The 15905-nt window shown below is 38.3% G+C and carries 13 protein-coding genes and 1 pseudogene; 12 read left to right on the top strand and 2 right to left on the bottom strand.

Annotation, left to right across the window (positions count from 1 at the left end; translation table 11 throughout):
* Positions 1–130 precede the first annotated feature (130 nt).
* Both JF53_RS06180 and JF53_RS06175 read left to right on the top strand, forming a co-directional pair.
* Positions 131–493 (top strand): Asp23/Gls24 family envelope stress response protein, encoded by a 363-nt coding sequence (locus JF53_RS06180; protein ID WP_047981311.1) that lies wholly within the window; start codon positions 131–133, stop codon positions 491–493.
* A gap of 34 nt (positions 494–527) precedes the next feature.
* Positions 528–2189: pseudogene (locus JF53_RS06175) on the top strand (DAK2 domain-containing protein).
* A gap of 40 nt (positions 2190–2229) precedes the next feature.
* On the opposite strand, the gene JF53_RS06170 reads toward JF53_RS06175, so the two are convergent.
* Positions 2230–3501 carry an NCS2 family permease gene (locus JF53_RS06170; protein ID WP_047981310.1) on the bottom strand — a complete coding sequence of 424 codons (1272 nt, stop codon included), beginning with the start codon at positions 3499–3501 and terminating at the stop codon, positions 2230–2232.
* 166 nt (positions 3502–3667) lie between these two features.
* Here JF53_RS06170 and sdaAB point away from each other — a divergent pair, with 166 nt between their 5' ends.
* The 9 genes from sdaAB (at position 3668) to rnc (ending at position 11750) form a co-directional block, all read left to right on the top strand.
* Positions 3668–4330, top strand: a complete 663-nt coding sequence (gene sdaAB, locus JF53_RS06165) for an L-serine ammonia-lyase, iron-sulfur-dependent subunit beta (protein ID WP_047981309.1) — start codon at positions 3668–3670, stop codon at positions 4328–4330.
* Between the two features lie 14 nt (positions 4331–4344).
* Positions 4345–5220 carry an L-serine ammonia-lyase, iron-sulfur-dependent, subunit alpha gene (gene sdaAA, locus JF53_RS06160; RefSeq protein ID WP_047981308.1) on the top strand — a complete coding sequence of 292 codons (876 nt, stop codon included), beginning with the start codon at positions 4345–4347 and terminating at the stop codon, positions 5218–5220.
* A 15-nt stretch (positions 5221–5235) separates the two neighbouring features.
* Positions 5236–7269 (top strand): ATP-dependent DNA helicase RecG, encoded by a 2034-nt coding sequence (gene recG / locus JF53_RS06155; protein WP_047981307.1) that lies wholly within the window; start codon positions 5236–5238, stop codon positions 7267–7269.
* Positions 7270–7378: 109 nt separating this feature from the next.
* Entirely contained in the window at positions 7379–7951 is a 573-nt protein-coding gene (gene fapR, locus JF53_RS06150; RefSeq protein ID WP_047981306.1) for a transcription factor FapR, read from the top strand.
* 4 nt (positions 7952–7955) lie between these two features.
* Positions 7956–8957: a phosphate acyltransferase PlsX gene (plsX, locus tag JF53_RS06145; protein WP_047981305.1), complete on the top strand. Its 1002-nt coding sequence runs from the start codon at positions 7956–7958 to the stop codon at positions 8955–8957.
* Between the two features lie 3 nt (positions 8958–8960).
* Positions 8961–9902: an ACP S-malonyltransferase gene (fabD, locus tag JF53_RS06140; protein WP_047981304.1), complete on the top strand. Its 942-nt coding sequence runs from the start codon at positions 8961–8963 to the stop codon at positions 9900–9902.
* Positions 9899–10639, top strand: coding sequence for a 3-oxoacyl-[acyl-carrier-protein] reductase (gene fabG / locus JF53_RS06135; RefSeq protein WP_047981303.1), 741 nt, complete (start codon positions 9899–9901; stop codon positions 10637–10639). The genes fabD and fabG overlap by 4 nt, the downstream gene beginning before the upstream one ends.
* Positions 10640–10675: 36 nt before the next feature.
* On the top strand, positions 10676–10912 hold the full coding sequence (acpP, locus tag JF53_RS06130) for an acyl carrier protein (RefSeq protein WP_047981302.1): 237 nt from the start codon (positions 10676–10678) through the stop codon (positions 10910–10912).
* 154 nt (positions 10913–11066) lie between these two features.
* Positions 11067–11750: a ribonuclease III gene (gene rnc, locus JF53_RS06125; protein ID WP_047981301.1), complete on the top strand. Its 684-nt coding sequence runs from the start codon at positions 11067–11069 to the stop codon at positions 11748–11750.
* Positions 11751–11897: 147 nt separating this feature from the next.
* Here rnc and JF53_RS06120 read toward each other — a convergent pair whose 3' ends face one another.
* Entirely contained in the window at positions 11898–12119 is a 222-nt protein-coding gene (locus JF53_RS06120; RefSeq protein WP_047981300.1) for a DUF1128 domain-containing protein, read from the bottom strand.
* A gap of 210 nt (positions 12120–12329) precedes the next feature.
* On the opposite strand from JF53_RS06120, the gene smc reads away from it, so the two are divergent.
* Positions 12330–15896, top strand: coding sequence for a chromosome segregation protein SMC (gene smc, locus JF53_RS06115; RefSeq protein ID WP_047981299.1), 3567 nt, complete (start codon positions 12330–12332; stop codon positions 15894–15896).
* Positions 15897–15905 lie beyond the last annotated feature (9 nt).

The following is a 15905-nucleotide window of genomic DNA, read 5'->3' as shown; positions in this document are numbered from 1 at the left end:
GACACCTTTTGCACGGTGGTTAGCTTATTTTTTCTGGTATTATACAATATTTATTAAACAGACCTAAAGTGCAATATGGTATCAATTGTAGTAAAATATCCTTAAGGAAGTTATTAAAAGGAGGATAAAAATGTCCATTGAATTGAATACAAAGGATGGTCATGTAACCATAACGAATGAAGTTATCTCGACAATTGCTGGTGGCGCAGCGGTAGAATGCTATGGGATCGTTGGAATGGCATCAAAAAGCCAAATTAAAGACGGTATAGCAGAAATTTTACGTAAAGAGAACTATTCTCGCGGTGTTGTCGTTCGACAAGAGAATAATCACTTACATATAGATATGTATATTATCGTGAGTTATGGTACGAAAATTTCTGAAGTGGCTCATAATGTTCAATCACAGGTTAAATACACTTTGAGCAAGACCTTGGGACTTGAAATTGATTCGGTTAATATCTACATACAAGGAGTACGTGTAGCAAAAGACTAATTTTGCTCACCTGATTTTAGAGGGAGGAACTATTGTGGCAGTACAGAAGCTAGACGGCATTGTTTTTTCACAGATGGTGCTAACAGGAGCACATCATCTAACAAATAATGCCAAAAGAATTGATGCACTGAATGTATTTCCGGTTCCAGATGGAGATACAGGAACAAATATGAATTTATCAATGACTTCAGGTGCTAATGAAGTAAAAAAATCAAAATCAGATAATATCTCTGAGGTTGCGCAAGCCTTCTCTAAAGGCTTATTAATGGGTGCTAGAGGTAACTCTGGTGTTATTTTATCGCAAATTTTTAGAGGCTTTGCCAAAGGTATGGAATCAAAGGCAACTGTTACTACAAAGGATTTAGCAATCGCTTTTGAAACAGGTGTTCAAACGGCGTATAAGGCTGTAATGAAGCCTGTCGAAGGAACGATTCTAACCGTAGCAAAAGATGCTGCTAAAAAGGCGGTAGAGGTTGCGAACACAGAAGATGATGTTATTGTAATGCTTGAAAAAGTTCTACAAGAAGCAAAGGCTTCCTTGAAGTGAACCCCTGATTTACTTCCAGTTCTAAAAGAAGTTGGTGTTGTGGATTCTGGTGGTCAAGGTCTTGTAACTGTTTATGAAGGATTCTTGTCTTCTTTAAAAGGAGAAGAGCTTCCAGAAGATACGGAAGTAGTGGAAATGGATGCGATGGTTAACGCCGAGCATCACAAATCTGCACAAGATTTCATGGACACTTCAGAAATCGAATTTGGTTATTGCACGGAGTTCATGGTGAAATTTGATCCTGAAAAATTAAAAGAGCATCCATTTGATGAAACTGCTTTTCGTAATGAGTTAAGTCAACATGGAGATTCCTTGTTAGTTGTATCCGATGATGAAATTGTAAAAGTTCACGTACATGCTGAATATCCTGGTAATGTATTATCAATTGGACAGCGTCACGGTAGCTTAATTAATATGAAAATCGAAAACATGCGTGAGCAACATACCGCAATCGTTGGCGATAAAGAACCAAAGAAAGTATCTAAAGAAAAGGCTGAATTTGGTATTGTCACAGTAGCAATGGGATCTGGATTAAAGACATTGTTTGAAAGTCTTGGTGCAACTGTTGTTATTGAAGGTGGGCAAACAATGAATCCTAGTACACAGGATATTACGGATGCCATTGAAAAAGCCAACGCTAAAAATGTCATTGTTCTACCGAATAATAAAAATATTATTATGGCAGCAGATCAAGCAGCAGAGCTTGCGGAGATCAATGTAGCTGTTGTTGCAACAAAGACAATTCCACAAGGGATTAGTGCATTGCTTGCATTCCATCCAGATGAAGATATTGCTTCTAACAAAGCAAATATGCTAGAGGCTAGCTCGCACGTTAAAACTGGACAAATTACGTATGCGGTTCGTGATACACAAATTGATGGTATTGCGATTGAAAATGGTAATTTCATGGGGATTGCAGAAGGTAAAATTGTTGCTACACATAAAGAACGTTTAGAAGCTGTTAAGCTGTTATTCCAGGAGCTTATAACGGAAGATGATGAAATTTTAACTATCTTGACTGGTGAAGATGTTAATGAAGATGAAGTGAATGAACTAGTTGGCTTCATCGAGGAACAGTATGAAGATGTTGAAATAGAAGTGCATAACGGTAACCAACCAATCTATTCATATATTTTCTCAGTTGAATAATAGAATAAAAAAAATTCGCCCTTATGATGGGCGAATTTTTTTATATCCCTACTATTTTCAATAGAAAATCACAGACAAACAGGAATGAAATGATAACAACAGCCATTGATAATTCTTTTTGTTTTCCTAAAGCCATTTTAACGATAGGGTAGGCGATAAATCCAAAAGCCATTCCATCGGCGATACTATACGTAAATGGTATCATCACGATAATAAGGAAAGCGGGAATTGCTTCCGAAATATTATCAAGTGGAATATGGCGTATATTTTGGACCATCAAGAAGCCAACGATAATTAAAATAGGACTAATGGCAACATTTGGAATCATCGAGATCCATGGAATGATAAAGATTGTTCCAATAAAGAGGATACTCGCAACGATGGCAGCAAAGCCTGTTTTACCTTTTGAAGCAATAACAGCGGCATTTTCTGCTGCTGATACAGTAGGTGATGTTCCAAGAAAGGCACAGCTAAGCGTCGATATTGCTGTTGTCTTGTAGCTTGTTTGATACGATTCCTCACGGTTTAACATCGCTAGCTGTCCATTTAGCAGTCCCATATTTTCGAATATCAGGATCATTGCTAACGGAAATACACTCAACCAAAAAGAAAGAGAATCAAAAGCTGAAAAAGATGGCATATAAAATACGTTAGATGTTCCTGTGATAACTGTTTTTTCACCAGTTTCGATAATACCAAAACAAAAGGCAAGTATCGTACCAATAATCATGGTAATTAAAAAATTAGCCGGTACATTTTTAACAAAAAGAAAAATGGCGATAAATAGCGTGATTAGGCTGACAAATATTACTGGTGAACTAAAATCACCAATAGCGATTATCGTACTGTCACCGCTAGTTATGAGACCGCTCTTTTCCAAGCCAATTAATATAAGGAAAAATCCTAAGCCAACACTTATAGCATGTTTTAACGAATCTGGAATGGCTTCTTTTAACTTATTACCTAATGAGGTAAAGGCAGTCAATAAAAAGATAGCCGACGCAACTAAAACTACTGCGAGTCCTTCCTGATACGTTAGGCCATTTCCTTGGATGATCGAATAAGCAAATAATGCATTGATTCCCATACCTGGGATTAATATCAATGGTAATTTGCTGAAGATCCCCATAAGAAGTGTCCCAACAAAACTAGCTAAAATCGTAGCCATCATACCAGCTTCAAGTGAAATTCCAGCTTCACTAAGGATAGAACCATTTACTACCACAATATAAACAGTTGTTAAATAGCCAATAATTCCAGCTATTAGGTCATTCCGAAGTGTCGCCTTGTTATTCAGCGTATTTAAAGGCATGTATACTCCTTGATTTTGCTTATCCCTCTCCCACCCGATTAATAGTTCACTCCAAAATAAAAAAACAAGAGAAAAACTACAATCCACAAATGATTATTATAATAGTTTTTGATATAATTTACAATAGACCTTAAATTTCAAGAAAAAAATAGGCGGTGTAGTACAGATGAAATATAATTCTGTTTTCGATATTATCGGTCCAGTCATGGTTGGACCTTCAAGTTCACATACAGCAGGTGCGGCGAGAATAGGTCTTGCGGCACGTAATATATTTGGAAAACAACCGAAATGGGCAAAGATCCACTTATATGGTTCATTTGCTAAAACCTATCAGGGGCATGGGACTGATTTTGCTTTAGCTGGTGGTTTATTAGGGTTTAATACAGATGACACAAGAATGAGTAGTGCGTTAGCGTTAGCAAAGGATTCTGGATTAGCGATTGAATTTATCGAGGATAGTGCTAAAACGGACCATCCGAATACGGTGCGCCTGATTATAGGTGATGATCAAGATAAGCTAGAAATTGTCGGAATATCAATTGGTGGTGGAAAGGTGGAAATTACAGAATTAAATGGATTTGAACTAAGACTTTCCGGAAACCACCCAGCCATTCTGATTATGCACAATGACCGTTTCGGAGCCATTGCTTCTGTAACCAAAATTTTAGCAAAGCATGAAATAAATATTGGTCATATGGAAGTGAACCGAAAAGATGTTGGCAAAGAGGCATTGATGGTCATCGAGGTAGATCAAAATATTGAGGATGCTATTTTGCTAGAATTAGAAGATGCAGACCATATCATACAGATTTCGAAAATAGTAAGCTAGAGAGGAGATTTCACATGTTTCGAACAGTTGCGGAATTAGTAGAAATCGCAGAAAACGAAAATATTTTATTGTCAGAGGTAATGATCCGTCAGGAAATGGACGTTAAAAATAAAAGTCGAGAAGAAGTTTTCGCAGAAATGGAACGAAACCTTCAAGTAATGGAGAAAGCCATTGCGGATAGTCTGAAGGGTGTTCAGTCCGTAACAGGCTTAACTGGTGGAGATGCGGTGAAAATTCAAACTTATATGAAGGAGAAAACACCTTTATCTGGGAATTTGATGCTTGATGCGGTAAGTAAAGCGATGGGTACAAATGAAGTCAATGCAGCAATGGGGGTAATATGTGCAACGCCTACTGCTGGTAGTGCAGGCTGTGTGCCAGGTACGTTATTTGCTGTGAAAGAACAATTAAACCCAACACGTGAACAAATGATTCGATATCTCTTTACGGCAGGTGCATTTGGTCTCGTTGTTGCCAATAATGCCTTTATTTCTGGAGCTGCTGGTGGTTGTCAAGCAGAGGTAGGATCTGCAGGTGCAATGGCATCAGCTGCGATTGTGGAAATGGCAGGTGGAACTCCTCAGCAATCAGCAGAAGCCTTTGCGATGACTTTAAAAAATATGTTAGGCCTTGTCTGTGACCCAGTAGCAGGACTAGTAGAGGTTCCATGTGTTAAACGTAATGCTGGAGGTTCAGCACTTGCGATTGTTTCAGCAGATATGGCATTAGCAGGTGTGACAAGTCGTATCCCTTGTGATGAAGTAATTGGAGCGATGTATCGTATTGGTAGCCAAATGCCCGTATCTTTGCGGGAAACAGGTGAAGGTGGTCTTGCTGACACACCAACTGGAAGATTTCTGAAGGAAAAGATATTTGGAATGACTGTATAGAAAGAGTGATTTAGGATGTTAGCAAATTCCATACTAGACATCAAAGGCGTAGGGGAAAAATTTGCAGAGGATCTAGAAGGGTTGAATATTTATTCGATTGAAGATCTCCTGTTATATTTTCCTTCGCGCTACGATGTGTTTGAGATTAAACCTCTTAGTGAATTGATTCATGAGGATAAGGTGACGATAGAGGGAAGGGTACTAGCTGATCCTTCTCTTTCCTTTTATGGTCGAAAAAAATCGAGACTAACTTTTATGGTGGAAGTGGAAAATGTAGCCGTGAAAGCAGTGATGTTTAATCGTGCCTTTGCGAAAAACCAGCTGACTTCTGGTGAAATGGTTACCTTAACCGGAAAATGGGATGCACATCGTTTGCAAATTACCGTTAGTAATTTTACAAAAGGTTCATTGGAAAAAGACTCCGCGATTCAACCAATTTACTCAGTTAAAGGAAATATCACGAATTATAAGCTGAAAAAAGTAATTCAAGAGGCAATCAAATCCTACGGAGAACAAATGGAGGAAATATTACCCCAGGACTATATTACTGCATATAAAATCCCCACTCGTAGTGAAGCCATACAAACGATGCATTTTCCTACTAATCGAATTGCGCTTAAACATGCGAGAAGAAGATTTACATATGAAGAGTTTTTGTTGTTTCAACTTAAGATACAAGTGTTACGGAAGCAACGACGAGAAGCATCAGTTGGAAATGCACAGGATTATGATGCAACAAAAGTTGAGCAATTCATTAACCAATTTCCGTTTACATTAACTAATGCTCAATCCAAGTCATTACAGCAGATTTTAACGGATATGAAATCACCTTATCGGATGAATCGACTCCTGCAAGGGGATGTTGGCTCTGGAAAAACGGCAGTTGCTGCTATTGCACTCTATGCAGCCGTTACGGCACATAAGCAAGGTGCCTTAATGGTGCCAACAGAAATTTTGGCAGAGCAGCATTATCACTCCCTAACCGAACTATTTGGTGATTTGGCAAGAGTGGAATTACTGACAGGATCGGTGAAAGGGAAAAAGCGAAAAGAAATTTTAGCAGCCGTAGAAAATCATGAAATCCAAATACTAGTAGGGACACATGCCCTCATTCAGGATGATGTGTTTTTCGATGAGCTAGGACTTGTTATTGTTGATGAACAACACCGATTTGGTGTGGAACAACGCCGATTATTAAGTAATAAAGGACTTCATCCGGATGTCTTGTTTATGACCGCAACCCCAATCCCAAGAACATTAGCAATTACGGCATTTGGTGATATGGATGTATCGGTGATTAATGAAATGCCAGCAGGTCGAAAAGAAATAGAGACATACTGGACAAAGGCAAATTCGTTTGAACGTGTACTACAGTTTATCGAAAAGCGGGTTCAGGAAGGTGAACAAGCCTATATTATTTGTCCATTAATCGAAGAGTCGGACAAGCTAGATATTCAGGATGCAGTCGATTTGCATCAGCAATTACTTGACTATTATTCCACTTCACTGCAAGTGGGCTTAATGCATGGTAGATTACATAGCAATGAAAAGGATCAAGTGATGAAGGAATTTGCAGCCAATGAAATCCAAATACTTGTATCAACTACTGTAGTAGAAGTAGGAGTCAATGTACCGAACGCAACAATTATGGTCATTTATGATGCTGAACGATTCGGACTTTCACAGCTACATCAATTAAGAGGTAGAGTTGGGCGTGGAGATAAGCAAAGCTATTGTATCTTAATTGCAGATCCTAAAAGTGAAACCGGTAAAGAAAGAATGCGTATTATGACCGAGACCAATGATGGATTTGAGCTTGCCGAGCAAGATTTAAAATTACGCGGTCCAGGGGACTTTTTTGGTACAAAACAAAGTGGATTACCAGAATTTAAAGTGGCAGATATGATTCATGATTATCGTGCGTTAGAGACAGCGCGAAATGATGCACAAGAAATCGTTGAATTTAATCTGCTTGAGGAAGATCCTAAATTTAAAAAAATACGTGATTTATTAGCTGTTGAAGGCATTTTTGATACGAAGCTTGACTAAATCTGACTTGCATAATTTGTTTTGGTAATATATATTACTATTAGTACCAAGTCATAATAGCAACAAATATTATCGTAAACAATAATTTTTATAAGTGGATGGTGCTTTGATGAGGATACCTAAGATAAAGAGACAAGAACGACTACGGGAAACGATTGAAGAAACTCCTTTTATAACGGACGAGGAATTAGCCAAGAAATTCGATGTTAGTATCCAAACGATACGATTAGATCGAATGGAATTATCGATTCCAGAATTACGAGAACGAATTAAAACAGTTGCCAAAGTCCAATGGACCGAAACTGTAAAATCGTTACCGTTAGAGGATGTAATTGGGGAAATAATTGATCTTGAGTTAGATAGACGTGCGATTTCAATTTTAGATATTGGTAGAGAGCATGTGTTTACTAGAAATAATATTGCTAGAGGACATCATTTATTTGCACAGGCAAATTCGTTAGCGGTTGCTGTGATTAATGATGAATTAGCATTAACAGCTACATCTGAACTTAGCTTTATGAGACAGGTTCATCAAGGTGAACGCGTCGTGGCAAAGGCTATAGTCAAAGGAATATCTGATAAGGGATTGACTATTGTTCATGTTGATAGCTTTGTAGATAGTGAAAAAGTGTTTGCTGGAACGTTTCATATGTACCGGTCAACGGAGAAAAAAGGAGAATAATTAAATGAAAATAGCAATCGATGCGATGGGTGGCGATCATGCACCAAAGGAGATCGTACTAGGTGCAATGGAAGCTATTAAGCAAATTGATAACTTACATATTTCTCTAGTTGGAAATAAAGAAATGATTGAAGAATATTTAACGAATACAGAACGAATCGATATCATTCATGCTGATGAAGTTATTACTGGCGATGATGAACCAGTACGAGCGGTTCGCCGAAAGAAGAATTCCTCTTTAGTTTTAATGGCTGAAGAAGTAAAAGAAAAACGTGCCGATGCTTGTATTTCTGCGGGGAATACTGGTGCATTGATGAGTGCTGGGTTGTTTATTGTTGGTAGAATTCCAGGGATTGACCGCCCGGCTCTAAGTCCTACACTTCCAACGCTAGACGGAAAAGGATTTCTAATGCTAGATGTTGGTGCAAATGTGGATGCCAAACCAACTCACTTATTGCAGTATGCGATAATGGGGTCTATATATGCAGAGCAGGTTCGTTCCATCTCTAATCCGAGAGTAGGTTTATTAAATATTGGAACCGAAGATGGAAAAGGAAATGATTTAACGAAGAAGGCGTTTGATCTTCTGAAAAAAGCACCTATTAATTTTGTTGGTAATGTTGAAGCAAGAGATTTATTAGATGGTGTTGCAGATGTAGTTATTACGGATGGGTTTAGTGGAAATATTGCACTGAAAACCATTGAAGGTACAGCTTCTGCGTTGTTTTCAATGATAAAAGAAACCTTTATGTCCTCTATGAAGACAAAGTTAGCGGCAGGATTGCTAAAGGGAGACTTAAAAGGGTTAAAGGATAAACTAGACTATTCCGAGTACGGGGGCGCAGGTCTGTTTGGTTTAGCTGCACCAGTTATTAAAGCACATGGCTCTTCCAATCATCGTGCCATTTATAATGCAATAAAACAGGCTTGTTATATGGTGGATTATAACGTAACGGAAACTATTAAAGCTACGATTGCGGAGAATCAAACGACTGAGGAGGAATAATGAATGAAAAAGGTTGCATTTATGTTTCCTGGTCAGGGTTCACAGACTGTTGGCATGGGGAAGGAAATTCATGATAATTTTTCACAAATAGAACATCTGTATTCAGAAGCGAACGAAGCATTAGGGTTCGATATTAAAAAACTAATGTTTGAAGGACCTGCTGAAAAGCTTACTGAGACTGAAAATGCACAGCCTGCATTATTGTTATCGAGCATAGCTTTATACAAAATACTGGAGGCAGAAAATATTACACCGGTGATGGTTGTAGGGCATAGCTTAGGAGAATACAGTGCATTAGTTGCTGCGGGAGCTTTATCGCTTGAAGAAGCATTGCCATTAGTTGCCACTCGTGGAAGTCTAATGGAGGAAGCTTTTCCAAAAGGGCAAGGAACAATGGCTGCTGTATTAGGATTATCAACAGACGCAATTACTGAAGTGCTTGAAAGTATTACAGATGAAATTGTTGATGTGGCAAATTTAAATTGTCCGGGTCAGGTTGTTATTTCGGGTTCACTCGCCGGTATCGAAAAAGCGAGCACATTACTGAAGGAAAAAGGTGCTAAGCGCGTGCTGCCATTAAATGTAAGTGGTCCGTTCCACTCAAGACTAATGGAGCCAGCTAATCATAAATTTTCAACCTATTTGGATCAGGTAGCGATTAATGATGCTACAATTCCAGTTTATGCGAATGTAACTGCTCTTCCAGTTACCAAACAGGAAGAAATTAAAGAATTACTTTTACAGCAGCTGTATTCGCCAGTACGATTTGAAGAATCTATCCGAAATATGATAGAATCTGGTGTTGATGCATTTGTAGAAGTAGGGAATGGAAAAGTATTAAGCGGATTAGTGAAAAAAATTGATCGTAATACACAATTATTTAATGTGCAGGATTTACAGTCGCTAAATGATTTTATTACTTGGTACAGGGGGGAGACGTCATGATAACAGCTAAAACAGCAGTAGTAACTGGTGGTTCACGTGGAATAGGTCGTGCAATTGCGTTAGAACTAGCAAAAAACGGGGCGAATGTTGTTGTCAATTATGCTGGTAATGAGGCAAAAGCACAAGCGGTCGTTGAAGAAATAGAAAAACTTGGCGTGAAGGCATTTAAATATCAAGCAGATGTTTCTGATGAAACCCAAGTACAAGAGATGGTGAAAGCGGCAGTGAGTACATTTGGCAGCTTAGATATTCTAGTAAATAACGCAGGTATTACGCGTGATAATCTCTTAATGCGCATGAAAGAGTCAGAATTTGACCAAGTTATAAATACGAACCTTAAGGGAGTATTTGTCTGCACGAAGGCTGTTACAAGACAAATGATGAAACAACGTTCTGGTAGAATTATTAATGTTGCTTCAATCGTTGGTGTTAGTGGTAATCCCGGTCAGGCAAATTATGTAGCGGCAAAAGCTGGTGTCATTGGGTTGACGAAAACTACTGCGAAGGAATTAGCTTCACGTAATATTTTGGTGAATGCCGTTGCTCCAGGATTTATTTCTACCGATATGACAGATGAATTAACAGAAGAGCAGCAACAGGGCATGCTTGGTCTAATCCCATTAGCCAAGCTTGGTGAGCCAGAAGACGTTGCAAAAGTAGTACGCTTTTTAGCTTCTGATGATGCTAATTATATTACTGGTCAAACCATTCATATTGATGGAGGAATGGTAATGTAATTTAGTAGGTAACCTTTGAAAGGGGGTGAACGGGTAATGGCAGAAGTATTTGATCGCGTAAAAGAAATTATTGTTGATAAACTTGATGTAGAAGAATCAAAAGTGACAATGGAAGCATCTTTTAAAGAGGATTTAGAAGCAGATTCATTAGATGTGGTTGAGCTTGTAATGGAGCTTGAGGATGAATTTGATATGGAAATCGCTGATGAGGAAGCTGAAAAAATTAACACTGTTGGTGACGCTGTGAATTACATACAGAATTTACAGTCCTAATCTATATAGGAACAATTGAAGAGGACGAGACAAAAGTTTGCTGTAAGGTACTATTCGAATAAGTGCTAAAAAGCGCTGCAACCCGAATTTTCTTACCTTATTTAACTTTGCCTCGGCCTTTTCCGTATATCAACAACTAGAGGTGACTGTTGACATGAACCAAACGAAATTAGAAGCAATGCTTGATTTGCGATTTCATAATATCGCGGTTATTAAACAAGCATTTACCCATTCATCCTATGTGAATGAGCATCGTGATCAGCGTTATTCTGATAATGAACGATTAGAATTTTTAGGTGATGCAGTATTGGAACTTGGTGTTTCGCAGTATTTGTATCGTAAATACCCGAATATGCCAGAAGGAGAAATGACAAAACTCCGTGCGGCAATTGTTTGTGAGCCGTCATTAGAAGCCTTTGCTCGAAGTTTAAGCTTCGGTGAGCATATCCTATTAGGAAAAGGGGAAGAAATGACTGGGGGTAGAACGAGACCTGCCTTGCTTGCAGACGTATTCGAAGCATTTTTAGGTGCGTTATATTTAGACCAAGGCTTTGATACAGCACTGCAATTCCTTGAAAAATATGTCTTCCCTAAAATCGACACAGGTGCTTTTTCGCATGCGATGGATTATAAGAGTAAATTACAAGAAATTGTCCAACAAGACAAAAATAAGACGATTGATTATGCCATAATAGACGAAACAGGTCCTTCTCATAATAAGGAATTTGTAGCAGAACTTCGGATTAATGGAGAGGTTTGGGGATCTGGAGTCGGCCGTACGAAGAAAGAGTCTGAACAACGAGCAGCTAAGGATGCGTTGGATAAATTTGGTGAATAAAACATACTAAAATAGTGACCGGAACAAAAGTAAAATGAGATAAGAAGTCGAACAATGCACTCTTTTTTCAGAATGGGTATTGTGCACCAATGTTCGGATATTATCTTACTATAAATACTTTTGTCCCGGTCACCTTTTTTAAAAAAACTATTTTCTGACTGTGCGCAATTCTTGAATGAATGCCTGTGTTTCTAACGCAGTCAATCGTCCCTTTTGAACGACCATGTCATACATGAATTTTATATCCTCATATTTGGAAAGATCATAATCTTCAACGTCCATAATTGTGCGATTAACAACATCAAGACGATTCGCTAAATCTTCTAAAATAAAGGCTAAATTTTCTTTGGTTGGATTCGTTAAGTTCATCGTACACCCCGTTTTATTCTTGTTAATATTTCCTTAAACCTTGTCAACTCTTCTATTGTGTCTATGTTTATGATAAAATAAATGCGTTAAAAAGCCAATCTGAAATTATATATTTATGTTTTATTTTTATTTTTAAGCACAAATTTTTGCAATGATAGAAAAAGAGAACTGGAACCGAACAGTTATTTCGATTCCATTAGGAGAATGTCTATGTTTTTAAAACGTTTAGAGAGTGTAGGATTTAAATCCTTTGCTGAACGAATCAGTGTTGATTTTGTACCGGGGGTAACGGCTGTAGTAGGGCCAAATGGTAGTGGTAAAAGTAATATTACCGATGCAATGCGCTGGGTGCTGGGGGAGCAGTCAGCAAAGTCACTTCGTGGTACGAAAATGGAAGATATTATTTTCCAGGGGAGTGATACGAGAAAAGCACTGAATGTAGCAGAAGTTACATTAGTGTTAGATAACCATGATCAAGCATTACCACTTGATTATGATGAAGTTAGTGTTACGAGACGCGTATATCGCTCTGGTGAAAGTGAGTTTTATATTAACAAACAATCCTGTCGTCTGAAGGATATTGTCGATTTGTTTCTCGATTCTGGATTAGGTAAAGAAGCTTTCTCTATCATCAGTCAAGGGAAAGTAGAGGAAATATTAAGCTCTAAGGCGGAGGAACGCCGGACAATTTTTGAAGAAGCAGCAGGTGTTCTAAAATATAAGCAACGCAAGAAGAAGGCTGAGTACAAGCTTGCTGAAACACAAGAAAACTTAAATCGTGTAGAAGATATTATTCATGAAATTGAAAATCAATTAGATCCGCTAAAAGCACAGGCGGAAACAGCAAAAGAATACTTAAAGCAAAAGGATATGTTAAAACAGCAAGAGATATCCTTGCTTATTACTGAAATAGAACAATTGCATGATGAATGGCAAGGTTTATTAAAAGAAATTGAAGCAGAAAAAATGAATGAAATACAAGTGCAAACGGCAATCCAGAAAAGGGAAGCAAGTCTAGCAGAGGATCGCCAAAAGATTGATCATATGGATGAACAAATAAATGAGCTACAAGAACGATTACTTGTGACAACCCAAAAGCTAGAACAATATGAAGGGAAAAAGCAAGTATTCCATGAACGCTCCAAGCACTTTGCAGAGAATAAAGAAAAGCTAGAAGTTGAAAAGCATCATGCACAATTACGGATTCAAAAATTAGAGGCTGAGCTGACAGAAGAAAAGCAGAAACTAGCTGACTTACAAGCAAGAAAGCAGCAAACGAAGCAGCAAGTGGAAGAATTGCGAAGAAAGATAACTACTGGACAGGATGATTTAACCGAACAAATCGAAGAGCTTAAATCCGAGTATATTGAATCATTAAATAAACAAGCTGCTGCTCGTAATGAAAAACAATCGATTGCTCAGCAATTACAGCAGCTTAATGGAAAAAAAGATAAACAAGCGGATAAATTCCAGGATTTACTCGAATTACGAGAGAATTATACAGAGCAACTAACAGAAGCTAGCAAGACGCTGCAATCAGCGGAAACCCAGCATAAGCAACAGGAAGAATCCATTAGACAATTGAAAATTGATATTGAGCAAAAGCGTAATCATTACCAGGAACAACAAACAAAGCTCTATCAAGGCTATCAATACATTGAAAAGCTAAAGTCCAAAAAGGAAATGCTGGAGGAGATGAAGGAAGATTTCCAGGGCTTCTTCCAAGGGGTTAAAGCGGTTTTAAAAGCACGTGAAGATGGTAAATTACAAGCCATCCATGGTGCCGTAATTGAATTAATCGATGTACCAACGTCCTATATTACGGCAATTGAGACAGTACTTGGTGGTCAGGCACAACATATCGTAGTCGAGCATGATGAATCTGCCCGTAAGGCAATTTCTTGGTTGAAGCAAACTAATAGTGGTCGGGCAACATTTCTACCACTAGGTTCTATCCAACCACGTTACATTCCACAGGATGTATTAGCACAGGTAGAAAAGCATCCTGGATATGTTGGTGTAGCTGGTAAGCTGGTATCAACTGAACGTGCATTTCAAAAGGCCGTTGATCATTTAATGGGGCATGTTTTAATTGCCAAGACATTAAAAGATGCCAATGATATGGCACGTTTGGTCATGCGAAAATATCGTATCGTTACATTAGAGGGCGATGTCGTCAATCCTGGTGGTTCCATGTCAGGTGGGGCGCAGAAGAAAACCAACCAGTCCCTATTCTCTCGAGATAAGGATTTACAGGAGTTAACGGAGAAATTAGCGGATTATCAAGCGAAGGCACAAGTTTTTGAACAACAGGTGCAAACGTTAAAGAACGAGCTAATGGAATCAGAGCAATCCTTGCAATCGCTTGAATATACTATTAACGATGCTCAAACTCGTTTACAGGACGCGAGATCAACCCATAAGGAAATCGAATTAAAATTAGCTTCCTTATCAGAGAATTTATCGATTTATGATCAGGATAAACAACAATTTGATCGTGACCGTACGACATTAGAAGAGCGAGATAAACAATTAACAGACGAATTAGAGCAGATAAGTCAGAGACTACAAGAATATCAAGAACAAATTGATGATTTATCGAAACAGGAACTAGAATTAAAAGAAAATCAGGACCAACTTCAGAGTGATTTTCATCAGTATCAAGTACAATTAGCTGAACAAGAAGAGCGTGTGAAGAACCAACAAGAGAAAACAAATGCGCTTGCTCAGCAACTTTCGGAGTTAAAAGAAAAATATCAATCCTACGAGCATGATTTGGAAGAATTAGTACAGCTTTCTCAAACAGAGGAAACGGAAGAAGAAATTAATCAACAGCTCGAACAGAAGAGTGAAGAAAAGGAATCCATTACGATATCCATCCAGAATCTACGGACGGAAAGAATGGAACTTACGAAGAAAATGCAGGATGAGGAACGCGAACTAAAAGAGGAAACAAAGAATCATCAAGCTTTAATGGGGCGCATCCAGCAAAAAGAAGTGAAAGCTAATCGTATCGATGTTGATCTTGAGAATCGACTTACGGTATTGCAAAGTGACTATATGATTACGTTCGAACGAGCAAAACAAGACTATGAGAAGGTTGACGATATCGATGAAGCGAAGCGTCAGGTAAAAGAAATAAAAGCAGCGATTGATCGATTAGGAAATGTTAACCTAGGTGCGATTGATGAATATGATCGTATATTAGAACGCTACACATTCTTAACTGAACAACGTAATGACCTTGTTGAGGCGAAAAACACCTTGTTCTCTGTTATTAAAGAAATGGACGATGAAATGGAGCACCTGTTCAGTACGACCTTCTCTCAAATTAAAGATGAATTCGCTATTGTCTTTAAAGAGCTATTTGGAGGTGGTCATGCCGAGTTGAAATTGACTGATCCAAGTAATTTATTGGATACCGGAGTTGATATTATTGCTCAGCCACCTGGAAAGAAACTCCAGAATTTAAGTCTATTATCGGGTGGAGAACGTGCTCTAACAGCAATTGCACTACTTTTTGCGATACTACGAGTTCGTCCAGTACCATTCTGTGTACTTGATGAAGTGGAGGCAGCACTAGATGAAGCCAATGTGGCACGTTTTGCCAAGTATGTGAAGCATTATAGTGAAAATACGCAATTTATCGTAATCACCCACCGACAAGGTACAATGGAGAAAGCGGATGTGTTGTATGGGGTAACGATGCAGGAATCTGGTGTATCTCGATTAGTATCCGTTCGTTTAGAGGAAACAAAAGAGCTTATTCAATCGTAAAGGAGTCCT

This window comes from Ornithinibacillus contaminans (assembly GCF_001038425.2).
GTDB lineage: Bacteria > Bacillota > Bacilli > Bacillales > Amphibacillaceae > Ornithinibacillus > Ornithinibacillus contaminans.
This window is presented reverse-complemented; position numbering and strand designations above follow the sequence as displayed.